Source organism: Mycobacterium montefiorense, assembly GCF_025823255.1.
GTDB classification, from domain to species: domain Bacteria; phylum Actinomycetota; class Actinomycetes; order Mycobacteriales; family Mycobacteriaceae; genus Mycobacterium; species Mycobacterium montefiorense.
Genome location: NZ_JACKVL010000013.1, coordinates 138226 through 159955 on the forward strand (window position 1 = coordinate 138226; position 21730 = coordinate 159955).

The window sequence follows — 21730 nt, forward strand, 5'->3', positions numbered from 1 at the left end:
AACGACGACTTGGGGAGCTAGTTGGGCGCCCGGGTGCCGAGCAGCTCACGGACCTGCGGACGCGTGCCCTCAGACCGAAGCAGGAAACTCGCCGGCCGCGGTCGCACTCGCAGTGGCCACCAGAACCAGCGTCCGAGCAGCGCGGCGATGGACGGTGTCATGAACGCGCGCACGATCAAGGTGTCGAACAGCAAGCCCAGACCGATCGTGGTGCCGATTTGGCCGATCACCATCAGGTCGCTGACGACCATCGAGGCCATCGTGACGGCGAATACCAAGCCCGCGGCCGTGACGACCTTGCCGGTACCGCCCATCGCCCGAATGATGCCGGTGTTTATACCGGCGGCGAGTTCTTCTTTCATTCGGGAGACGAGAAGCAAATTGTAGTCAGATCCGACGGCCAACAGAATGATGACGGACATCGGCAATACGAGCCATTCCAGCCCGAGCCCGATAATGTGCTGCCACAGCAGCACGGACAATCCGATGGATGCCCCCAGCGACGTTACGACGGTACCCACGATCACCATGGCCGCCACAAAACTCCGCGTGATCATCAGCATGATGGCAAAGATGAGGCAGAGCGACGCAATCCCGGCGATCATGAGGTCATACTCGGAGCCATCTTGCAGGTCTTTGTACGTCGCCGAGACGCCTCCGACGTAAATATTGGTGTTCTCCAGCGGCGTCGACTTAAGTGATTCCTCGGCCGCATTCTTTATCGCTTCGACGCGCGCGATACCTTCGGTGGTTGCGGGATCGCCCCGATCCGAAATGGTCATGCGCGCCGCTTTCCCGTCCGGCGACATGAACAGTCCCATAACCCGCTGGAAGCTTGGGTTCTGGAAAACCTCCGGCGGCAGGTAGAACGAATCATCGTTTTTCGCGGCGTCGAACGCTTCGCCCATCTGCGTCGAGATGTTGCCCTGCGAGTCGGCCTGGCCGATGATTCCGCTCATGGTGGAGTGCATCGTCAGCATCATGGTGCGCATGCTCTTCATGGTTTCAATCTGAATCGGGAGCTCTGCGGCCAGTTTCGGCATCAAGATGTCGATCTTGTCGACGTCTACAACTAGTTCGCCCAGTTTGTCGTTGATCTCGTCGATGCCGTCGAACGAATCGAAAAGAGATCTGATCGCAAAGCAGACCGGAATGTCGTAGCAGTGCTTTTCCCAGTAGAAGTAGCTACGGATCGGCCTCAAAAAATCCTCGAAATTCGAAATCTGATCTCGGATCTCACCGGTGATTGCCTGAACGTCGTGCGTCCTGCCGGCCAGGTCATGGGTCACGGCGTTCAGCTGCAGGATTAGGTGGTACAGCGTTGTTGTGATTCCGATCGTTTTGTTCAGCTCTTCGGCCTGCGTGAGCATGTCGTTCATGCGGGCTTTCTGATATTCGAGATTGACCAGCTGACTCGCGTTCATAACGCCGAACCGGAACGGGATGGTCGTATGTGCCATCGCGGTGCCCGCCGGCCGAGTGACAGATTGCACTCGAGAAACACCAGGAACCGCGAGGACACCCTTGGCCAATCGCTCCAACACCAGAAAATCGGAGGGATTACGCATGTCGTGATTGGCCTCGATCAACACGAACTCGGGCAACATCCGGCCCAGGGGAAAGTGCCGACTTGCGGCCGCATATCCCTGATTCGTCGGGAGGTCGTCGGGGAGGTACACGCGGTCGTGGTAGTTGGTGGTGTATCCCGGCAGTGCCAGCAGGCCGACCAGAGTGACCGCGCACGCCGCGGCGAAAATCGGTCCCGGCCAGCGCACTACTGCCGTGCCGATCCGTCGCCAGCGCCGCACCGTGATCCTTCGCGCGGGCTCGAACAGGCCGAATCGGCCACCGACGGCCAGCACGGCAGGAACCAGCGTCAGCGCAATCGCGACGGCAACCAGCATGCCCACCGCGCAGGGGACACCGATCGTCTGGAAATACGGCATCCGGGTGAAACTGAGGCAGAAGACAGATCCGGCGATCGTCAAGCCGGAAGCTAAGACAACCTTCGCCGTGCTCCGGTACGTCGTGTAGTAGGCCGTTACCGGATCTTCGCCGGCCTGGCGTGCCTCTTGATAGCGGCCGACGAAAAAGATCCCGTAGTCGGTCCCCGCCGCGATCCCGAGAGTGATCAGCAGATTGACGGCGAAGGTGGAAAGGCTGATGGCGCCGACATTTCCGAGGAATGCGACGATTTGGCGCGCGACTTGCAGCTCTATTCCGACCATCAGCAACAGCAGGACGACGGTGCCAATAGACCGGTAGACGAGGAGCAACATCGCGAAGATCACCACGAGGCTCACCACGGTGACCTTGAGGATCGTCCTCTGGCCGCTGTGATTCAGGTCCGAGATGAGCGGGGCGGGGCCGGTGACGTAGACCTTGACTCCCGCCGGTGCGGGCGTGCGCTCTACGATCTTGCGGACGGCGTCAGCTGATTGGTTCGCCGTGCTGGTGCCTTGGTTGCCGGCGAGCTTCAGTTGCACGTACGCGGCTTTACCGTCCTCGCTTTGGGCGCCACCCGCCGTGACTGGGTTGCCCCATAAATCCTGGATGTGCTGCACATGCCGCGGGTCGTTTCCCAATTGACGGAGCAACTGGTTGTAGTAGTGGTGAGCGTCGTCGCCCAGCGGCTGATCGCTCTCCAGGACAATCATCGCCAAGGCGTCCGAATCGGATTCGTTGAAGTCCTGGCCCATTCGCTGCATGGCCTTGATCGACGGCGCATCTTTGGGGCTCAGCGATACCGAGCGCTCCTGCTCCACTCGCTCGAGCGAGGGCACGCCGATGGTCACGATGACGGTGAGAGCCAGCCACGCCAGGATGATGGGCACCGACAACAGATGGATCGTCCGCGCGACGCGGGGCGTACGACGTCCGCCGTTCACGCGTTGATCGGTCATGCGGCCCTCAGGCGGCAGAAGTTGTCGGCGTTCACGTCGGATGTGGTCACGGTCGACCACGCCCTCCACCCCGGTGCGCCAGCAGCTGCTGTCACTATTGCTCGTCTCCTCTGGTGATGCAGTCGCCCCGCCCCGAGAGCAGGTGATATCCACGCAAGGCTTCCAAAGTCTCTCATTGATGCATCGGTGGCGACAGGAAACCTATTACACCTGACCGTAGCGGCCCGGTTTCGCGCGCGCCCGACAGGGCTGTGACCTGCGGTAACCATTTGCGTCTATCAGTTGCATGGCGGCACCTCTGATGGACCAGTAAGTTCGCGGGCAGGCTAATCGGGGCTTGTTTGCGCGCGGAGTTCGCGCGAGGACGGGATGTCAATGCATTGGGCGATCACCGGCGCGACCGGGTTTCTCGGGGTTCACATCCTGAGCGAACTCCTCCGCGAGGACGATACGTTCACCTTGCTGACTCGGCCGCAGTCCGACCCGGTACTGCGCATCCATAAGGCTCTCCCGCTCGCGGTCACCGACGGGCTGGTGTGGGCCGAGGGCGAGCTGCGCGAAAGATTCACCGTCGTGCCGGTGGATCTCGCCGCGCCCAAGCTCGGGTTATCGGATCAACAGTTTCAGGACCTTGCCGACAGCGTTGACGCGATCCTACATTGCGCCGGGATCATCGAGCTGGACGCCGATCTCGCCGACCTTCGATGTACGAATGTCGGCGGTACCACGCGCATCCTCGAACTGGCCGAGGCCGGGTCGCGGGAGCCGGATCTGTTCCATGTGTCGACCGCCTTCGTTGCCGGCCGGCGCCGGACGGGTCGCATCTACGAGACCGAGCTGCGCGACGACCAAGGATTCGAGAACAACTACGAACAGTCCAAATTCGAGTCCGAAACGCTGGTGCGGGAGTGGGCGCGGCGCACCGGGCGCCGGGTCGTGGTGTTTCGGCCGAGCGCCCTGATCGTCGAGCGGCCGCCGCATCCGGACTTTCCGTTGCACCCGCTTTCGTTTCTTTCGACGTCGGCAGACAGCGGGATGCGCCTGTTCTCGGTTTCCGGACGACCGTTGCGCACCAATTTGTCAATGCGCCTGCGAGGTGATCTCAACGGCCACTTGAACTACATGCCGGCCGACGAGGCCGCCGACGAGATGGTTCGGCTGATGCGGCTGGCACCCGATGGCCTGAGTAGCTTCCACGTCGTTCACCATCACGACGTCGCTGTGCAAACTCTGGTCGAACTTTTCAACGCCGTGTCTCCGATCCCCTTGACGCTGGTCGAGGGACCGATTGAGAACCCCAATCTGCTGGAACGCCGCCTGCGGTGGGCCAGCGGATTCATGCCCTACCTGGAGCACAGCCGGACCTACGACACGACCGATGCCCGAGCGGTGATCGGAGAGCCGCACCGCCGGACGGTTGTCGACTTCGAGTACCTGCTGGGAAGCGTGGGGCGGTACAAGCGCTACTTCACGGTGAAATCCGAACCGCGCCAGCCCCGCGAGTCGGCGCCGGCGGTTGAACCCCTGGTATCGATTGGGCGTCCCTTCGATGTGACTGCCCACAGCGCCGACGAGGCTCGTCCCACGCGAGGGTTGACATTCATCGTCACGGTCGGACGAAGCGGATCCACCGCACTGTCGCGAATCCTCAGCGCGCACCCGGATGTGCTCAGCCTCAACGAGTTCTACCTGTCGGTGCGTGCTTCGTCGGCGGCCGATCACGTCCTGTCGGGTGAGCAGTTCTGGCGGATGCTGGCTGAGCCGCACCCGATCTTCGATTCGATGGTCCGGGGCGGTTCGGCCATGCCGGAGTTCATCTATCCACGACTGCAGGGGACCCGGTTCGATGCGAGCACGACCGGGATTCCCGCGATCTCCATGATGACGCTGCCGCATCTGACGTCGGACCCCGACGCCGTGTTCGACGCCCTTTCCGCGGAGGTTCCGTCGTGGCCGGAACAGACCTCGCGGCTGCACTACGAGCGTCTCTTCGCTTGGCTGGCAACATATTTCGGCGGGACTGTCGTAGTCGAGCTGTCGGCCATGTCGCTGAGCAGTGTCCCGTGGTTACGGGAGACGTTTCCGGACGCGAAGTTCGTGCACCTATTCCGGGATGGTCCGGACACGGCGGTTTCGATGAGCGACCACACCGGATTTCGCTTGATGGCGCTGATTCAGGACGCGCTGGAGCTGCTTGATTTCGATCCGGAGCGTCGCCATCCCGGGCTGCGGCTGGATCCGACGGCGATACCGATCGAGCTCGCCTCTTTGGTCGGCGACACCTGCGAGGTCGAATACCTGATGGGTCAGAACATGCCCGTCAGCCGATTCGCTCGTATGTGGAGCGAGCTGATCGTCACCGGCGAAGCCGAACTCGCCGATCTGGATGCAGACCGCTATCTCCCGCTGTCGTACGCCGACCTGGTGGCCGATACCCGGTCATCGCTGGCGCGGCTGGCGCGTTTCCTCGACGTCGACGCGGACCCGAAGTGGCTGGAATTCGGCGCCAGCGTCATCGACCCGAGGTTTACCGGCGCCTCTAATCGGTTGTCCGCGCAGGAACTACAGGCAGTCATCGAAAGCTGCGCTCCCGCCGTGACCCGTCTCGCGAAACATGCCGTTGCCACAGCAGCCAACGAAATTGGGGCGGCCCGGTAGACGGCGCAGTAGGCTGCGGCCATGGCGATCGACCGTGCCGCGCTTATCGCGGGCAGTATCCGACTTGCTTCAGGTGTCCACTTTCTCGTCGATCCGCTGGGTGCGAACCGGCTCTGGGGCGACCCTGGGGAGCCGACGCCGACGGCGCGACTGCTGTTGCGATCGATGGGCTACCGCGACGCATTGATCGGCGGGCTGCTCGCGACGGCGGCGCTGCGCGGCAAGAACACCCGCGGCTGGTTCCTGGCGTCCGGCGGAGCCGATGCGGCCGATCTGCTGGGCGGACTCAGTGTGCATCAAGAACTCAAACGCTCACAGCAGCTGATCGGCCTGGGCGGCGCCGTCATCGGAATCGGCGTTGGATTGTGGGGCGCGGCGCGGCCCGCACCTGCAGCGGCGGAGACGTTGGAGGACTGAGGCCCGCCGCGAGCCCGGATGGGGTTGACTGGTGACCGTCAATCGGCGAAGGGAGCGGACGTGGGTATCGGTGTCCTGACTTTTGCGACCGACGAGGGGATCGGCCCCGTCGAGCTGGGTAGAGCAGTTGAGGAGCGTGGGTTTGGGGCGCTGTTCCTTGCCGAGCACACGCACATTCCGGTCGAGGCGAAGACTGCCTACCCGCTGGGCGGTCCGATCCCGCGCAAGTATTACCGGACTCTGGATCCGTTCGTGGCGTTGACCGCGGCGGCGGGGGCCACCGAGAATTTGGTCCTGGGCACCGGTATCGCCTTGATTCCCCAGCGCGACCCGATCCTGACAGCCAAGGAAGTGGTGTCGCTGGATCTGGTGTCACAGGGGCGTTTCCGCTTCGGTGTCGGCGTGGGCTGGCTACGCGAAGAGATCGCCAACCATGGTGTCGATCCCGCTGTTCGCGGACGCGTGGCTGACGAGCGGCTGCGCGCGATGATCGAGATCTGGACACAGGAAAAAGCGGAATTCCACGGTGATTTCGTGAATTTCGACCCGATCTACGGGTGGCCGAAACCGTTGACGAAGCCGCATCCGCCGCTTTACATCGGCGGCGGGCCGGCCGGTTTCAAGCGCATCGCCCGGTTGAAGGCGGGCTGGATCGCGATGGCTCCCTCACCGAACGCGCTTTCGGGTCAGCTCGAAGAATTGCGCGCGGTGGCCGGGCACGACGTGCCGCTGATCAACATGCACATGGGGGAATCGACAGCGAAAGCCGTTGAGGGCTATCGTGATATCGGTGTTGAGCACGTTCTAGTAGAGCTGGAGACCGAGCCCCGAGACGAGACGCTTCGACGCTTGGACCAGTTGCGGGCCGAATTCGCAGAGGTTATGTAAGGCTAAGTGCCGCAAAATGTTTGGTAGGTTCCAAAGTCTTCAGGAGCCGGGCTGGTGTAGCGCTCGAGGCCTGGCCGCTCGTCGTAGGGAGCGGTCACGGCGTCGAGGAGCTGCTCGACTGGACCGAGATCGCCCGTCGTCGCCGCGGCCAGTGCCTCTTCGACCAAGTGATTTCGCGCAATATAGATCGGGTTCGTGCGATCCATCAATTCGGCGTCGGGGCGCAACCCGCGCCAGCCCGACATCCAATCGTCGAAGCCGGCGAGGTCGATGAACACACCGCGCGCGGGTTCGGCGTCGCCCCGGGCCGCGTGGCCGAGGTGGCGGAAGAACGAGGTGTAGTCGACGTGGCTTTCCTTGAGTAGCCGCAGCAACTGATCGGCCAGCGCCGTTACGGCCCCGGCCGCGACACTCGCTGGCAGGCCGAGTTTGGCGCGCATGCCAGACGCCCACATGGCGTCGTATTCGGTTTGGAATTCCCCGAACGTCTCCTCGGCGAACGCGACTCCCTCCTCGATTTCGTCGGATAACAACGGAAGCAATGCCTCTGCGAACCGGGCCAGATTCCACCCGGCGATGGCGGGCTGATTGCCGTACGCGTAGCGCCCCCAATGGTCGATCGAGCTGAAAACGGTGTCGGGGTCGTAGGCCTCCATGAACGCGCACGGGCCGTAATCGATCGTTTCGCCGGAGATCGTGGTGTTGTCGGTGTTCATCACGCCGTGGACGAATCCGATCAGCATCCACCGAGCGATCAACGAGGCCTGGACACCGACCACCGATTCGAACAGCGCGCGATACGGGTTTTCGGCCCCTGCCGCGCCGGGGTAGTGGCGCGCGATCGCATGGTCGGCCAGCCGTCGCAGCAGGCCGGCGTCGCGGGTGAGGGCCGCGTACTGGAAGCTCCCGACCCGCAGGTGGCTGCTGGCGACGCGGACGAGCACGGCCCCCGGCAGCAGTGAGTCGCGCTGCACCGGCCGCCCGGTGGCGACCACGGCCAACGAACGCGTCGTCGGGACACCGAGGGCGTGCATCGCTTCACTAACCACGTATTCGCGCAGCATCGGGCCGACCGCCGCGAGCCCGTCGCCACCACGGGCGAACGGTGTCGCCCCGGATCCTTTGAGGTGGATGTCGCGTACGCGGCCGTGCTCGTCGGCCAGCTCGCCCAGCAGCAGTGCGCGTCCGTCGCCCAACCGCGGGACAAGGCCGCCGAATTGATGCCCGGCGTAGGCCTGCGCGACCGGGACCGCGCCGCTGGGCAGCAGATTGCCGGCGAGAAAGCGCAGCCCGTCGGGACCCCGCAGCCAGGCGGCGTCCAGACCGAGCCCGGTGGCCAGCGACTCGTTGAGCACAAGCAGCTGCGGGGCCGGAGTCGTCTCGGCCTGCCAGCGCACCCCCATCTCGGGCAGCTCGCGGGCGAAGCGGTCTTGCAGGGGGACGCTGATCTCCGAAGCGACACTCACCCCATCGAGACTACGAGCATCGACGCACCCGGCCCTTTGGGTGCGGTGGCTACGCTGGCGGGATGAGCGCCAAAAGCCGTATTCGGGTCGGGCGTCTCTACGACGACATCGACCCCGACGACGGCCAGCGCGTCCTGGTTGATCGAATCTGGCCGCGGGGGATCCGTAAGGACGACCCACGGGTAGGCATCTGGTGCAAGGACGTTGCGCCGTCGAAAGAATTACGCGACTGGTACCACCATCAGCCGGAACGTTTCGACGAATTCGCGTCGCGCTACCAAGCCGAACTGACCGGCAACACCGCGCTCGACGAGCTGCGCCAGCTGGCCAAACGAGAGGTCGTGACCCTGGTTACCGCCACCCGGGAAGTGGAGGCAAGCCATGCGGCGGTGTTGGCGAAGTTGCTCAAAAGCCGCTGAATCGACGCGTGAGACGATCGTGCGATGCAGATTGGATTGCACGCTCTGGGAATCGGCGCCGGTGCCGATCGGGCGGTGATCGATGCCGTCGCTTCCTCGGCCGACGAATGCGGTTTCGCCACCTTGTGGGCGGGTGAGCACGTTGTCATGGTTGATCGATCTGCCTCGCACTACCCGTACTCCGATGACGGCGCCATTGCCGTTCCGGTGCAGGCAGATTGGCTTGACCCGATGATCGCGCTGGCGTTCGCCGCGGCGGCATCGTCACGGATCACCGTGGCGACGGGCGTCCTGCTGCTGCCCGAGCACAACCCGGTGGTGGTGGCTAAGCAGGCGGCGAGTTTGGACCGGTTGAGTGGCGGGCGGCTGACGCTGGGCGTGGGCGTCGGGTGGTCCAGGGAGGAATTCGCTGCTCTTGGAGTGCCTTTCGCGCATCGCGCGGCGCGCACCGCCGAGTACGTAGCGGCGATGCGCACGTTGTGGCGCGACGACATCGCCTCGTTCGGCGGGAAGTTTGTCGGCTTCGAGTCGATTCGGGTGAATCCCAAGCCTGTTCGCGATCGTCGCATCCCGATTATGTTGGGCGGCAACAGTGATCCAGCGCTGCGTCGGGTGGCAAGCTGGGGCGACGGTTGGTACGGATTCAACCTCGACGATGTGGCCGCGGTGCGCGATTGCGTTGGCAGGCTGGACCGGTTTTGCGTCGAGTCGGGCCGTGACCGTGCCGGGCTGCGGTTGGCAGTGGCACTTCGCAATCCGCGCGATAGCGACGTCGGCGCGTTAGCCGAATTGGGGGTCGACGAACTGGTCTTGGTGGCGACCCCGCCTGAGAGTGCGGACGCGGCCGCCGACTGGGTGGCCGCGCTCGCCGAACGGTGGATCAAGAACCGCAGGTAGGCCCCGGGGGGAGGGGGTAATCTCGCCGGAAGACATGAGTAACTCCGAAGCGATCCTGCCCCGCCAACTGACCGGCGTCAGCGCCGAGATCCGAAATATCGCGCCGCCGCCGATACCGCAACTGCCGGCGCCGTACGGCTTGCGTCTTGCTGATCCCGATATCGATGCCGAGTTGATCTCTGACTGGATGAACCGACCGCATTTGGCCGAATCGTGGGAGTATCCCTGGCCACCGGAGCGCTGGCGTCGTTATCTGCGTGCGCAACTCGACAGTGACTTCTCCCGCCCCTTCGTGGCCAGCCTGGACGGGGTAGACCACGGATACCTCGAACTCTACAGAGCAGCAAAGGATTCCATCGCGGCGAGATATGACTACGATCCCTACGATTTAGGGTTACACGTCGCCGTCGCCGATCTGGATTATCTGAGTCAGGGGCACGTCAGCTACTTGCTGCCGTACTTGTTGATCAGCATCTTCGAGCTTGAACCGGAGTGTCGCCGGATCATGTTTGATCCCGACCACCGCAACGTGTTGGCGCGCAAGTTCTGTGAGCGTGGTGGCTGCGTGTTTCTCGGCGAGCACGATATGTCCAACCGGCGGATGGCGCTGTACGTGCTGCCCCGGACGCCCGATGACGTGCCCCGGCCTCGCGAGAGCTGATCTGTCTCTGCGAAAGTGAACAGCCATGTGGGCTCGACTTGTGGCGGCGCCATGGGGGGTGCTGTGGCTGGTGAATGCGGCAACCTTCACCGTCACGCTCGGCGCGATTTGTGTGCTCGGATTCTCCGGCTTTGCCTCCTGCGGCTGGACGTGGCCACTGCTGTCGGTCCTGGGCTTCAGCGTGATCGCGACCGCGCTGATAACCCTTTCCCGGCGCCCGGTACAGCAGAGCTATGCGCGGACCGTGGCCGGATTGAGCCGGGCGCAACGCTCGCAAGCGGTCGGGGCGCTGCGGCGTGGTGAGGCCCCCTCCGATCCGGCGGTCTTGGCGGCCGCCATTCGCATCGGCAACCTCTCGATGGCGTACCAGCGGCGGGTGCCGCGGTGGCAGAAGAGGCTGGCTTGGTGCGTGCCGCTGCTGTGGGTGGTGGCCGGAGTGCTGGAATTCATCGGCAACAATGCGCGCGGCGCGCTGACCTGGAGTGCGCTGGCGCTGCTGGTGGCGGCTCGAATGGCCTGGGCATCGCAGCGAGCACGCCGATTGCCGCAACGCCTTGAGCTGGTGCGTTCGGCGGCCGCCTTGAGCCCGCCTGCACTGTCGGCGCTGGCTGATACCCAGGACTCCGCCGCGCCGCCGCCGAGCCGGCGTTTCCGTCTGGCCTTTGCGGCCGTGGTCGCCGTCGCAGTCGCCGGAGCAATCGTCGCGGTGTACCAGCAGGGCCAGCCCAGCCGGGACTGTCGTACCGCCAACGCGGTCGTTGGCTTCATCCACGCCCACCCCGACATGCTCGATTCCACGCTGATCAACCCCGGCGGGCCCGGCCTGGACAAGTACCAGGACTGGTCGGATCGACTGATCGCCTACTCGCAGCAGGTGTCCGCGCCCGATCTCGCGCCGCACCTGCGCCGCATCGCCAAGATCTCCACAGAGGCACTCAAGCTGGTGACTGAGGCGCGACAAGACTCCTTCGCAACCCAGCCCGGCGACGAAGTAGTCGCTCGGCAAGTCACCTACCACGCGATCATCGGCCAGCTGATCGACGACGACAAAGCCCTCATCCCGCCGTGCCACCCACACCGCTAAGCGGTTGTAGGCGAACAGGCTTAGCGTCAGTAGTCGAGCTGTGCCAGCGAGATGTCGCCGAGGCGTTGCGTGTCGTCCAGTGACAAAACGGCCGGCACCATTTCGCTGGTGACCAGCCCGTGGCTGCCGGTCAGCTCGTCGACGATGTCGAAACTTCGCGCGATCGACTCTGGGGTGTCGACGATGATGGTTGTCACCGGAACCCGCCGCGCGACCTGAAACATCTTGTCCCCGTGCGGTTTATGGTCGCCGTGGAACCCCCAGAGGCCACGCAACACCGTCGCCCCGCGGGCTGTTCCGCAGTGCAGCAGTCGCTGTACGAGTGCGCGGTGGATCGGCAGCGCCTCGTGCCGGGTGGTTTCGGCCGTGTACACCATCAGCTTTTGCCACAGGGTGCGTCCCTGGCTGTCCGTCATCGGTAGCTGCTGCGGGCGTGCGAACGTCTCTCCGTCGCGCTTGCACAATCGCACCCGTTCGACCGTCATCAGCGGGTCGGTCAGAATGTCGGCCAATTCCGTTGCGGCATCAGATGCCTGATCAGTTGTTCCGATGCCGATGATCATCATCGGAACATTGACATTGCGGCCGAAGAAGTGCGCCCGATGGCGCTGTCCGTGTGCTGTGCCGTCGACGCCGAGAAGCACGATGGCGCCGGCGAATCCATGTCGATACAGCAGGTCGCAGACTGCGTAGTGCGCCGGCTTCGCGCCGATGCGTTCTTGACGGCCGACATACACGGTCAGTTTTGTGGCGTCTCCGTTGTGCGCCTCGAAGCCGCCGAGCGCGTCGGTGCCTCGTCGCCGGGTGAACAGCCGCGCCCGCTCCAGGGTCAGTAGCCCGTGGCCGGTCATCGCGGCCACACCGTCGACCAGGGAGCGGATCTTGGGCTCAACGTCGACCGCGGCGATCGCCACCGCGGGATCCTCGGACAAGCTCAACGACACGTCGGTGCGCAGCTCGTGGCTCGACCCGAAACTTGCGATACCGCGCAGCATCACGCTGGTCGCGACGTCGTTGGCGCCGAACACGTCGAACATCGCATCGGCCAGAAAGCGCCCACCGTCACCGACGGCGCGTTGGCGCTCACCGAAGTACGCGGTCAACTTCAAGCAGGGCTGGTTCATAGCTGCTCCGCCAGCCATTGTCCAAGTAATGCCGCGGCCACGCCGAGCACGACGCTGACCACGCTGTTGGCGGTCGCCGCCCACATCCGACGCTCCTCGCCGAGGCGTTGGGTCTCCAGCATCCAGGTGGAGAACGTGGTGTAGGCGCCGACGAAAGCGGTGCCCGTCAGCATCGCCGTGTCCTTGCTCAATGCGAGGCCGCTGAGGAATCCGAGCGCCAAGGCGCCGGTGATGTTCACCGCCAGCGTGCCGACCGGAAATGGCCGCGCCACCCCGCGGGTGACCGTGCGATCCACCAGAAAACGCAGCACCGATCCGATGCCGCCAATGACAACGACACCGGTCCAGACCAACATGATCGTCGCGGTCATCAGCGAACCCGCACCCGGCGGACCAAAGCGGTGGCCAGATGCACTGCCAACAATCCCAGCACGATGCTGACGACCGTGTAGGACACCGCCAGCATCCAATGGCCGTGTTCAAGCATCTTCAGGGTTTCGACCTGCATCGTGGAGAAAGTGGTTAAGCCGCCACACAATCCGGTGCCCAGCACCGGCCGTCGATAGCTCGACAACGGCAGCCGCTCCAGCAGACGGGTGGTGAAATAGCCGATCAGGAACGCGCCGACGATGTTGACGGCGAATGTCGGCCATGGCCAGCCGGCGGGGTCAGGGACCGCAAGGGTGCTCAGCGCGGCGCGCGCCAGCGTGCCCAGCGCACCGCCGACGAAAACCGCGGCCAACTCGCGATAGTCGGGTTGTGCCACTGGTTTGTTCCCTTTCGTTTGGCAATGCGCTACGCAGCATAGAGCGACGTGAACGTCCGACGCGGGCACAATCTGTAGATATGGCCAACCCGCGAGCCGGTCAGCCGGCCCAGCCCGAAGACCTCGTCGATCTATCCCATTTAGTCACGGCGTATTACTCCATCCAACCCGACCCCGACGACGTTGCGCAGCAGGTGGCCTTCGGCACGTCGGGCCACCGCGGCTCGGCCCTGGTCGGTGCGTTCAACGAAGCCCATATCTTGGCGATCACCCAGGCGATCGTCGAGTACCGGGCCGCGCACGGCACGAGGGGTCCGTTGTTCATCGGCCGGGATACCCACGGTCTCTCCGAGCCGGCGTGGGTGAGCGCGCTCGAGGTGCTGGCCGCCAACGATGTGGTTGCCAAGATCGACTCGGCCGACCGCTACACGCCGACTCCGGCAGTCAGCCACGCCATCCTTACCTACAACCGCGGCCGCACCGACGCGCTGGCCGACGGGATCGTCGTGACGCCGTCGCACAACCCGCCGGCCGACGGCGGCTTCAAGTACAACCCGCCCAACGGCGGCCCGGCCGATGCCGACGCGACCAACGCAATCGCCAAGCGCGCCAACGAGATCCTGCGCGCCCGTGGTGCGGAGGTGAAGCGGGTCCCGCTGGCCCGCGCGCTGCAGACCGCCCAGCGCCACGACTACCTGGACGCCTACGTCGCCGATCTGCCGAACGTCGTCGACGTCGACGTGATCGGTAAGGCCGGGGTCCGGATCGGCGCCGACCCGCTGGGCGGGGCCAGCGTGGATTACTGGGCCGCTATCGCCGAACGGCACAGCCTGGAGCTGACCGTGGTCAATCCGCTGGTCGACGCGACCTGGCGGTTCATGACGCTTGACCATGACGGCAAGATCCGGATGGACTGCAGCTCCCCGAATGCGATGGCATCGCTGATCGCCAACCGCGATCACTACCAGATCGCCACCGGCAACGACGCGGACTCAGACCGCCACGGCATCGTCACTCCCGACGCGGGGCTGATGAATCCCAATCACTACCTGGCGGCGGCCATCGACTACCTCTATACGCATCGACCGTCCTGGCCGGCCGGCATCGCGGTCGGCAAGACCGCGGTCAGTTCGTCGATCATCGACCGGGTGGTCGCGGGCATCGACCGCAAACTCGTCGAGGTGCCCGTCGGGTTCAAGTGGTTCGTCGACGGCCTGATCGGCGGCACCATTGGCTTCGGCGGCGAGGAGTCGGCAGGCGCGTCGTTCCTGCGGCGCGACGGATCGGTGTGGACTACCGACAAGGACGGCATCATCCTGGCGCTGTTGGCTTCCGAGATCCTCGCCGTCACCGGCGCCACACCCTCGCAGCAATATCAGGCGCTGGCCGACAAGCACGGCACACCGTTCTACGCCCGGGTCGACGAACCCGCCGATCGCGAGCAGAAGGCCCGGCTGGCCAAGCTGTCGGCCGACCAGGTGACCGCGACGGAGTTGGCGGGGGAGCCGATCACGGCAAAGCTGACCGCCGCGCCGGGCAACGGCGCCGCACTGGGTGGATTGAAGGTGACGACCGCCAATGCGTGGTTTGCTGCAAGGCCTTCCGGTACCGAGGATGTGTACAAGATCTACGCTGAATCCTTCAACGGGCCCGAGCATTTGGCCGAGGTGCAAGAAACGGCGCGCGAGGTAGTTAATAAAGTCATTGGGTGACTTGTTCCCTCCGTCTTGCCCGCCCGGGGGGCGCGGGTTGTCTTCAGTTCGGTTGCCGCGCGAAGTTTGGATTCTGAGCTGGGCAAATATCATGATCGCGCTCGGCTACGGCGTCGTCTCACCGGCGTTACCGACCTTTGCGCGCACGTTCGGGGTCAGCATCAAGGCGGTGACCTTCTTGGTTACCGTCTTTTCATTGGCCCGATTGTGTTTCGCACCGGTAAGCGGGTTACTGGCCCAACGGTTGGGTGAGCGGCGTATCTATATCGGTGGTTTGCTGATCGTGGCGGTATCCACAGCCGCGTGCGCATTTTCGCAGACTTACTGGCAATTGCTGCTTTTCCGTGCGCTCAGCGGCATCGGGTCGACAATGTTTTACGTTTCGGCGCTGGGCCTGATGATTCACATCAGCCCGCCCGATGCGCGTGGACGGATCGCGGGACTGTTCACCACCTCATTCATGGTGGGCGCGGTCGGGGGGCCAGCGGTCGGCGGCCTGGCGGCGGGGTGGGGGCTGACCGCCCCCTTTGTCGTGTACGGCGTCGCAATGCTCGGTGTGGCGGTGGTGCTGTTCTATAGCCTGCGGAATTCGGAGCTGGCCGCGCCCCCGCCCCCGACACGAGCGACGGTGACGATGCGCGAGGCGCTGCGGGTCCGCGCGTATCGATCGGCGCTGCTGTCAAATTTCGCAACGGGCTGGGCGGCGTTTGGGCTGCGCGTCGCGCTGGTCCCGCTGTTCATCGCCGACATCATGCACGGGAGCGTCGGCGTCATCGGTTGGGTGCTCGCGGCGTTCGCGGGCGGGAATGCTCTAGCCGTCGTGCCCAGTGGCTACTTGTCTGACCGGATGGGACGGCGCACGTTGTTGATCGTCGGCCTGGCGGCTTCCGGGGTGGCGACCGCCTGGCTTGGCCTCGTGTCGACATTGCCGGCGTTTCTGGTCGCGGCGGTGGTGAGCGGCGCGACGACCGGCGTCTTCATGTCACCGCTGCAGGCCGCCGTCGCGGACATCCTGGGTGGTGAGGCTCGCGCGGGCCTCCCCGTAGCGCCGGTCCAGATGGTGACGGATCTGGGCGCGATCGTCGGGTCCATGGTGGTCGGCTGGGCCGCCGAGCAGCTCAGCTATACCTGGGGCTTCGCGATTAGCGGGGCCGTGCTGCTGATCGCCGCGGTCGGCTGGGTGGTGGCACCGGAGACCAGGACGATCATCGATCCGGCACCGGATCTCTTACCGTCTGAAGCGGACCTGGATGCCGTCTGAGCAGCAACTTTGAAGGACCGTTGCCGGTGGTGTAGCTTCGATGGGCACGACATCTTGGGGCTATGGCGCAGTTGGTAGCGCACCACACTGGCAGTGTGGGGGTCAGGGGTTCGAATCCCCTTAGCTCCACTTTTTTGAACAGGTAGTTTATGAATCTTGCGGCTCGGTCGAAGCCGTCTGACACCGTCTTGACGACAGTTTTGACGACACTTGCAGCTTGGCGCCGCGACCACTTCCGCGCGGCTCTCGGCGGTATCGAAGCGGTCTGTCGATACCTAATGCCGAGCTACCTCGTCGGACGTATCGTCATGGGCCCCGACGGGTTCACTCCAACCGTGCTCAATTCGGCGCATCTCGTGCTGGCATCTAATGAAACATCGGTCGCGAGTGCCTTCGTAGGACTGCTGATCCTAGGTAGCCGCGCGAAAAGCTAAGAATATGTTGGTTTTTGAGGTTATGCGCTTGCGAGGATGAGGTCGACCGCTTTTTCGGCGATGGCTAAGACGGTGGCGTTGGTGTTGGCCGCCGGGACTGACGGCATCACCGAGGCGTCGACCACCCGAAGATCGTCGACACCGTGCACCCGCAGCTCGGTGTCGGTCACCGCGTTTGCATCGGCCCCCATCCGGCACGTGCCCACGGGGTGGAAGTAGGTCCCGACACTCTGGCGGAGGTAGGCATGCAGCTGCCGATCCGTTGTGATGTGCGCGCCGGGAACGACCTCGGCGTCGCGCCAGGCTCCGAGGGCAGCGGCGGCTCCGACGTCGCGAGCCGCGCGGGCCGCACGCAGCATGAAGGCGACGTCGCGTTCGTCGGTGAGGAAACCGGGGTCGACCAACGGTGCAGCGGCCGGGTCCGACGAAGCCAGCCGCACGGTCCCGCGGCTGTGCGGGCGGAGCATCGCGAACTCGATCGAGTATCCGGGCATGGGAGCGGCCCGGCCCGGCGGGGGGAGGGGCACGTCGCAGAAGAGGATGTGGGTGTCGGGCGCCGTTGAGGCGGGATCGGTGCGAACGGCCGCCAACGCGTCGCAGTGGTTGGTGGCCCCAGCAGGCATTGGCTGAGATGCCGAGTAAACCAGTACCCCCAGTGGATGGTCGGCTAGATTGGCGTCGACGCCGGGCAGGTCAGAGACGATGTCGATGCCCCGCTGCCGTAGGTGCTGGGCCGGACCGATTCCCGCGAGCTGTAGTAGATGGGGTGATCCGATTGCGCCGGCGCACAGAATGATCTCGCGTTCGGCGTGAACTGTGCGCTGGTCGGAGCCGCCTCGGCCATACTTCACTCCAGCGCAGCGGCCGCCAGTCACGATCAGGCCGGACACTGCGGCGCCGGTGTGCACGGTCAGGTTGGGCCTGTTCAGGTTGGGTCGCAGATACGCGTCGGCCGCCGACTGGCGTCGACCTGCGACGATATTGCGGTCATACCAGCAGACCCCCTCGGACTGGGCGCCATTCAGATCGTCGGACACCGGATACCCATGTTGCTCACAGGCCCGGAAGAAGGCCTCCGCCGCGGGATGAATGTCGGTCGCGCGCTCGATGGTCATTGGACCTTCCGTGCCGCGGAAATATGGATCAAGGCCCCGGGTGGTTTCGGAGCGTTGGAAGTACGGCAACAGGTCGTCGAAGCCCCAGCCCTTTGCTCCCTCAGCTGCCCAGTGGTCGTAGCTGGAGCGGTCAGCACGCAGGTGCGCCATCGCATTGATGCCGCTACATCCACCAAGCACCTTGCCTCGTGGGTACGGCAACGCGGCGCTGTCGAGCCCGGCCTGTGGCACTGTCTGCAAGCCCCAGTCGACCACTGAAGTCAGCAGAGTCGGCCACATCGCAGGCACGGTCATCGCGTCAGGTCCGCGGTCTTTGCCCGCCTCGATGAGGAGGACTCGCCGATCTGGCTTCTCACTTAGGCGCGACGCGACAACACATCCGGCGGTACCTGCGCCGACCACGACGAAGTCGAAAGATTCCATACCAAACGACGCTATGGCCGCGCCTGACCAGCGGGTAGCCGCTGCGTGCGGCGGCAGTGTCGCAATGTGCGAAATCCCTCTCCGAATTTTTTCGGGCGGCTGGGGCGTCTATGTAGACGAAGGTGTCCTCAGAAGGAGTCATCAGTTGACGGACGACGCGAGCGTGCCGGCGGCGCACGGATGGATTACGGCTCGGTCATTGGAAGACGCGGTGACGTTGTGCGGTGCGGCGTTTTATCCGCAGCAGGACATCGGTGTTCTCGATGATCCGAGGGCCTTCTCACTTACCCAGCGCGTGGGCACTCTAGGCCCGATCACCGTCGGCGAGGTCACGTTCGGGTCGCCGGTCTGGATGGATTGCGGGGAAGATCGCAGCGCCTACCACGTCAACGTGCCGCTGTCAGGGCGCTTGGAGTCCACGCACCGTGGCCAGCACATGTCTGTGCGGCACGGGGTGGCGGCGGTGTATCACCCCGAGGGTCACACGGCTATTTCCCGATGGGAAGGGGGTGGTCGGACGCTGTTCGTGAAGCTCGACCGTGGCTGGGTCAACGACGCGCTCGCGCACAGTCTCGGTCGCGAACTGACATCCCAAATCGACTTCCATGCCGCGATGCCCACCACGTCCGGGCCGGGGCGCAGCTGGATCGAGATGCTCCTGTTGCTCAAGAGGCAACTATTCGCGCCCGACAGTCTGATTCACCGACCGCTGGTCGGCCTGCCGATGATCGACAGTCTCGTTTGGGGGTTGTTGTTTGCTGCTGGACATCGCGAGCGAGAGGCGGTCATGCGTGGTTCAGGTCACCTGGCGCCCAGCGCGGTTCTCGCTGCCATCGACATCATCGAGGCGGAATCCGAAATGCCGTTGACGGTGTCCGCCCTGGCGGTCCGCACCAGCGTCAGCGTCCGGACTCTCTACGACGGGTTCCGGCGGCATTTGGGTACCACCCCGATGGCATATCTACGGGACGTGCGACTTCGCCGGGCCCACGAAACGCTGCTCGAGTCTGATCCCAGCGTCAGCACGGTTGCCGCCGTCGCCCACCGCTGGGGCTTCACCCACCACGGTCGATTCGCGGCGGCATATGCCAACCGCTACGGCGAGAAGCCGGGAACTACTCTGCGGCGCACGACGTTTGGCGCAGCGAGGCTTCGCACTATTCGGCCATAGGTCTGCACTCGACAGCTAGGCGACGGTCTGTCGCCTACATAACCTAGACGTGTGCGGGATCCCGCCCGCCGACGAGACATTCAAAACTCTTTGCTCAGTGGCGATTTCGGGACCCTGGACGACTCGCGGAACGATGGGACGAATGATCAGTAGCGGACGAGCGGCCCTCGAATTCATATGTTTGCGTTTCGGCAACGACGAGCCGCTATATGGACTTGCGGATGTCTCGGCACGTACCGCCGGGCTGTTGAGTGCAGTCTCGGCACTCTCGCACTCGCTTTGCGAGACGTGGGTCCATACCGACACGGTGATCTGCGAGGTGGCGATCACCTACGAGCGTCGTGACGGCTCGCAAATCACCTTGCCGTGTATCGACGTCTTCCGAGTGAGCAACGGTCTCATCGCCGACTACCGCGGTCCGCTGTTTACCACTGCGACCTGACCCACCGGACGGCCGATCATCAACACCAAGGAGTGCGGGATGGATTCAAATCATGCGGGTTTCACAGCTCTGCGGCCCTCACACGAGTTGGCCATGCGCTATCGGGCCGAGGGCTGGTGGCGGGATACCGGGCTCGTCGGGGATCTTCGCAAGTGGCGTGACGCGGCACCCGATGCTGTGGCCATCGAGGCGATCGCCGACCGGCAGCGCAGGACCGTCACCTACCGGACCTACGCGCAGATGGCGGAACGGTTTGCCGGCGCTCTGTACGAGCTCGGGGTTCGCCGGGGACAGGTCGTGGCTATGCAGCTGCCGAACTGGTGGCAGGCGTGCGCCATGTACGTCGCAGCTGCCCGGCTACGAGCCGTCGTCGCCCCGGTGATGACGACCATTCGCGGTCGCGAGCTCGAACGACTCCTCGTCCGTGCAGCGGCTGGCGTGTTCGTGACCGTCGACCGATGGGACGGTTTCGACCATGCCGAACTGGCCCGTTCGATCACACCCCGACTGCCGGAATTGCGCCACCTCGTCGTCTTTGGGCAGCCGGGGCTGGGCACCGAGATCGACTTCGGCGAGTTCTTCGAGAACACTCCGTGGGAACAGCGGCACTCCGTTGCGCTCGATGACGCGCGCGAGGATCCCGATGCGGTGTCCATCCTCCTCTACACCTCAGGTACGTCCGGGCAACCCAAGGGCGTCTTGGGCACGCAGAACACCTGGTATGCGGGCAGTTCGGGACTGGCCGCCGCCGAGGAGATCACACCGTCAGACGTGATTTTCACCCCGCACAGTGCGATGTACAGCCTCGGTACTGTTTTCTCTCTGTATCTGCCGCTACAGACTGGGGCTCGGACGGTCCTGCTGGAATCGTGGTCGGGATCGGCGGCCTTGGAGGTCATCGAGCAGGCCCAGGTGTCCGTAATGATGGCCGCGCCAAACTATTACAGCGATCTGGTGGCCGCGTCGGTGGAGCACCGGCGGACGTCGTTGCCAGCGCTGCGTGTCATGGCAGCCACCGGCACGACGATTCCGAGCCGCGTGGTACGCGATGTGATCACGACCTACGGCATCGGGCTGCGGTCGGAGTGGGGCATGACGGAAGTCGGCTGCGCGACCATGACCAGAGCCGAAGACCCCGTCGACTGGGCGCTGCGCAGCGACGGACGGCCCTTCCCGAGTTGTGAGCTCGAGGTCCGCTCTGACGAGCCGGTTGCGTCTGCATCGCCGGGGCGGCTTTTCGTGCGCGGTCCCGGGGTGTGCCTCGGCACTCTTCACGGCGACGACAACGAACTGTCTGTCATCAGTGAACATGCCGACGGTTGGTATGACACAGGTGATCTCGTCACTTGGGATGGCCGCGGTGGAATCCGACTTCTCGGACGCGTCGCCGACAGGGTTGGTGGTGCGTTCATGATTCCGGTCGCCGATGTCGAAGACGTGCTGCGCCAGCACCCCGCTGTCGCCGACGTCGCGGTGGTCGGCTACCCCGACGAGCATGACGGCGAGCTCGCGTGCGCCGTGATCTCCGTCGAAGGAAACACACCGCCCACTCTGGCCGAACTGCGCGGACACCTTACCGGCCAAGGAATGACCCAGTGGTACCTGCCGGCTCGGCTCGAAATCCTCGACGAATTACCGCGGAACTCGACCGGCAAGGTGCAGAAGCACCTGCTCCGTTACTGGCTGAGCGGCGCGGACTAGAAACGCCACCCGACGAGAGGCCAGTTGTTCTTCCCGGCCCGCGGGTCTCTAGCTGTCCACATAGAGCCTCGACGAACTCGATGTGCGCGTCCGGCGATGAATTCGACCACGTATCAAACAGTGCTGCTTGGCATTTCGCGCATTGCTTCTAACGCGTCGCAGCCAAATGTAAGGCGGACAGCGATTCT

At 64.4% G+C, this 21730-nt stretch carries 18 protein-coding genes and 1 tRNA gene; 13 read left to right on the forward strand and 6 right to left on the reverse strand.

Annotation, left to right across the window (positions count from 1 at the left end; all coding sequences use genetic code 11):
• Positions 1 to 17: 17 nt before the first annotated feature.
• A complete protein-coding gene (locus H7K34_RS14070; protein ID WP_264062620.1) occupies positions 18 to 2903 on the reverse strand; it encodes an MMPL/RND family transporter in 2886 nt (961 codons plus the stop codon).
• 375 nt (positions 2904 to 3278) lie between these two features.
• Between H7K34_RS14070 and H7K34_RS14075 the strand changes: the two genes are divergently transcribed.
• From H7K34_RS14075 to H7K34_RS14085, 3 genes are read left to right on the forward strand one after another with little or no spacing between them, the layout of a single operon-like run.
• A complete protein-coding gene (locus H7K34_RS14075; protein ID WP_264062621.1) occupies positions 3279 to 5561 on the forward strand; it encodes an SDR family oxidoreductase in 2283 nt (760 codons plus the stop codon).
• 21 nt (positions 5562 to 5582) lie between these two features.
• Positions 5583 to 5978 (forward strand): DUF4267 domain-containing protein, encoded by a 396-nt coding sequence (locus tag H7K34_RS14080; protein WP_264062622.1) that lies wholly within the window; start codon positions 5583 to 5585, stop codon positions 5976 to 5978.
• 60 nt (positions 5979 to 6038) lie between these two features.
• Positions 6039 to 6866 carry an LLM class F420-dependent oxidoreductase gene (locus H7K34_RS14085; RefSeq protein WP_264062623.1) on the forward strand — a complete coding sequence of 276 codons (828 nt, stop codon included), beginning with the start codon at positions 6039 to 6041 and terminating at the stop codon, positions 6864 to 6866.
• 2 nt (positions 6867 to 6868) lie between these two features.
• Here the strand turns inward: H7K34_RS14085 and H7K34_RS14090 are convergent, their stop codons facing one another.
• On the reverse strand, positions 6869 to 8269 hold the full coding sequence (locus tag H7K34_RS14090; protein ID WP_372510794.1) for a protein adenylyltransferase SelO: 1401 nt from the start codon (positions 8267 to 8269) through the stop codon (positions 6869 to 6871).
• 125 nt (positions 8270 to 8394) lie between these two features.
• On the opposite strand from H7K34_RS14090, the gene H7K34_RS14095 reads away from it, so the two are divergent.
• The 4 genes from H7K34_RS14095 to H7K34_RS14110 are packed head-to-tail and all read left to right on the forward strand — an operon-like array spanning position 8395 to position 11393.
• Positions 8395 to 8751, forward strand: a complete 357-nt coding sequence (locus tag H7K34_RS14095; RefSeq protein ID WP_264062625.1) for a DUF488 domain-containing protein — start codon at positions 8395 to 8397, stop codon at positions 8749 to 8751.
• Positions 8752 to 8775: 24 nt separating this feature from the next.
• Complete coding sequence (locus tag H7K34_RS14100; RefSeq protein ID WP_264062626.1) at positions 8776 to 9648, forward strand: LLM class F420-dependent oxidoreductase; 873 nt, start codon at positions 8776 to 8778, stop codon at positions 9646 to 9648.
• 34 nt (positions 9649 to 9682) lie between these two features.
• Entirely contained in the window at positions 9683 to 10309 is a 627-nt protein-coding gene (locus H7K34_RS14105) for a GNAT family N-acetyltransferase (protein ID WP_264062627.1), read from the forward strand.
• Between the two features lie 25 nt (positions 10310 to 10334).
• Entirely contained in the window at positions 10335 to 11393 is a 1059-nt protein-coding gene (locus H7K34_RS14110) for a hypothetical protein (RefSeq protein WP_264062628.1), read from the forward strand.
• Positions 11394 to 11419: 26 nt separating this feature from the next.
• On the opposite strand, the gene H7K34_RS14115 is transcribed toward H7K34_RS14110, so the two are convergent.
• Genes H7K34_RS14115 through crcB (H7K34_RS14125) form a run of 3 tightly spaced genes read right to left on the reverse strand, consistent with a single transcriptional unit; the run spans position 11420 to position 13283 of the window.
• Positions 11420 to 12517: a DUF190 domain-containing protein gene (locus H7K34_RS14115; RefSeq protein WP_264062629.1), complete on the reverse strand. Its 1098-nt coding sequence runs from the start codon at positions 12515 to 12517 to the stop codon at positions 11420 to 11422.
• Positions 12514 to 12888: a fluoride efflux transporter CrcB gene (crcB, locus tag H7K34_RS14120; RefSeq protein WP_264062630.1), complete on the reverse strand. Its 375-nt coding sequence runs from the start codon at positions 12886 to 12888 to the stop codon at positions 12514 to 12516. Before crcB (H7K34_RS14120) ends, H7K34_RS14115 begins: the two co-directional genes overlap by 4 nt.
• Entirely contained in the window at positions 12888 to 13283 is a 396-nt protein-coding gene (crcB, locus tag H7K34_RS14125; RefSeq protein ID WP_264062631.1) for a fluoride efflux transporter CrcB, read from the reverse strand. The genes crcB (H7K34_RS14120) and crcB (H7K34_RS14125) overlap by 1 nt, the downstream gene beginning before the upstream one ends.
• A gap of 80 nt (positions 13284 to 13363) precedes the next feature.
• Here crcB (H7K34_RS14125) and pgm point away from each other — a divergent pair, with 80 nt between their 5' ends.
• The 3 genes from pgm to H7K34_RS14140 all read left to right on the forward strand — a co-directional run bounded on the left by pgm (position 13364) and on the right by H7K34_RS14140 (position 16385).
• Positions 13364 to 14995: a phosphoglucomutase (alpha-D-glucose-1,6-bisphosphate-dependent) gene (gene pgm / locus H7K34_RS14130; protein ID WP_264062632.1), complete on the forward strand. Its 1632-nt coding sequence runs from the start codon at positions 13364 to 13366 to the stop codon at positions 14993 to 14995.
• A gap of 91 nt (positions 14996 to 15086) precedes the next feature.
• Positions 15087 to 16256, forward strand: coding sequence for an MFS transporter (locus H7K34_RS14135; RefSeq protein WP_264062633.1), 1170 nt, complete (start codon positions 15087 to 15089; stop codon positions 16254 to 16256).
• Positions 16257 to 16312: 56 nt separating this feature from the next.
• Positions 16313 to 16385: transfer RNA gene (locus H7K34_RS14140), tRNA-Ala, on the forward strand.
• 325 nt (positions 16386 to 16710) lie between these two features.
• Here H7K34_RS14140 and H7K34_RS14145 read toward each other — a convergent pair.
• Positions 16711 to 18228 carry a GMC family oxidoreductase gene (locus tag H7K34_RS14145; RefSeq protein ID WP_264062634.1) on the reverse strand — a complete coding sequence of 506 codons (1518 nt, stop codon included), beginning with the start codon at positions 18226 to 18228 and terminating at the stop codon, positions 16711 to 16713.
• Between the two features lie 145 nt (positions 18229 to 18373).
• Here H7K34_RS14145 and H7K34_RS14150 point away from each other — a divergent pair, with 145 nt between their 5' ends.
• The 3 genes from H7K34_RS14150 (at position 18374) to H7K34_RS14160 (ending at position 21542) form a co-directional block, all read left to right on the forward strand.
• Complete coding sequence (locus H7K34_RS14150) at positions 18374 to 19399, forward strand: helix-turn-helix transcriptional regulator (protein ID WP_264062635.1); 1026 nt, start codon at positions 18374 to 18376, stop codon at positions 19397 to 19399.
• A gap of 142 nt (positions 19400 to 19541) precedes the next feature.
• Positions 19542 to 19841, forward strand: a complete 300-nt coding sequence (locus H7K34_RS14155) for a nuclear transport factor 2 family protein (protein ID WP_264062637.1) — start codon at positions 19542 to 19544, stop codon at positions 19839 to 19841.
• A 39-nt stretch (positions 19842 to 19880) separates the two neighbouring features.
• A complete protein-coding gene (locus H7K34_RS14160) occupies positions 19881 to 21542 on the forward strand; it encodes an AMP-binding protein (protein WP_264062639.1) in 1662 nt (553 codons plus the stop codon).
• The last annotated feature ends 188 nt before the right edge of the window (positions 21543 to 21730 follow it).

Bases quoted from the DNA above. Each gene is read 5' to 3' on its own strand.
- H7K34_RS14135 (WP_264062633.1), top strand. From the start codon at position 15,087: ATGATCGCGCTCGGCTACGGCGTCGTCTCACCGGCGTTACCGACCTTT.
- H7K34_RS14110 (WP_264062628.1), top strand. From the start codon at position 10,335: ATGTGGGCTCGACTTGTGGCGGCGCCATGGGGGGTGCTGTGGCTGGTG.
- H7K34_RS14070 (WP_264062620.1), bottom strand. From the start codon at position 2,903: ATGACCGATCAACGCGTGAACGGCGGACGTCGTACGCCCCGCGTCGCG.
- H7K34_RS14075 (WP_264062621.1), top strand. From the start codon at position 3,279: ATGCATTGGGCGATCACCGGCGCGACCGGGTTTCTCGGGGTTCACATC.
- H7K34_RS14155 (WP_264062637.1), top strand. From the start codon at position 19,542: ATGATCAGTAGCGGACGAGCGGCCCTCGAATTCATATGTTTGCGTTTC.
- H7K34_RS14160 (WP_264062639.1), top strand. From the start codon at position 19,881: ATGGATTCAAATCATGCGGGTTTCACAGCTCTGCGGCCCTCACACGAG.
- H7K34_RS14100 (WP_264062626.1), top strand. From the start codon at position 8,776: ATGCAGATTGGATTGCACGCTCTGGGAATCGGCGCCGGTGCCGATCGG.
- H7K34_RS14080 (WP_264062622.1), top strand. From the start codon at position 5,583: ATGGCGATCGACCGTGCCGCGCTTATCGCGGGCAGTATCCGACTTGCT.
- H7K34_RS14090 (WP_372510794.1), bottom strand. From the start codon at position 8,269: ATGGGGGTGCGCTGGCAGGCCGAGACGACTCCGGCCCCGCAGCTGCTT.
- H7K34_RS14105 (WP_264062627.1), top strand. From the start codon at position 9,683: ATGAGTAACTCCGAAGCGATCCTGCCCCGCCAACTGACCGGCGTCAGC.
- H7K34_RS14115 (WP_264062629.1), bottom strand. From the start codon at position 12,517: ATGAACCAGCCCTGCTTGAAGTTGACCGCGTACTTCGGTGAGCGCCAA.
- pgm (WP_264062632.1), top strand. From the start codon at position 13,364: ATGGCCAACCCGCGAGCCGGTCAGCCGGCCCAGCCCGAAGACCTCGTC.
- crcB (WP_264062630.1), bottom strand. From the start codon at position 12,888: ATGACCGCGACGATCATGTTGGTCTGGACCGGTGTCGTTGTCATTGGC.
- H7K34_RS14095 (WP_264062625.1), top strand. From the start codon at position 8,395: ATGAGCGCCAAAAGCCGTATTCGGGTCGGGCGTCTCTACGACGACATC.
- H7K34_RS14145 (WP_264062634.1), bottom strand. From the start codon at position 18,228: ATGGAATCTTTCGACTTCGTCGTGGTCGGCGCAGGTACCGCCGGATGT.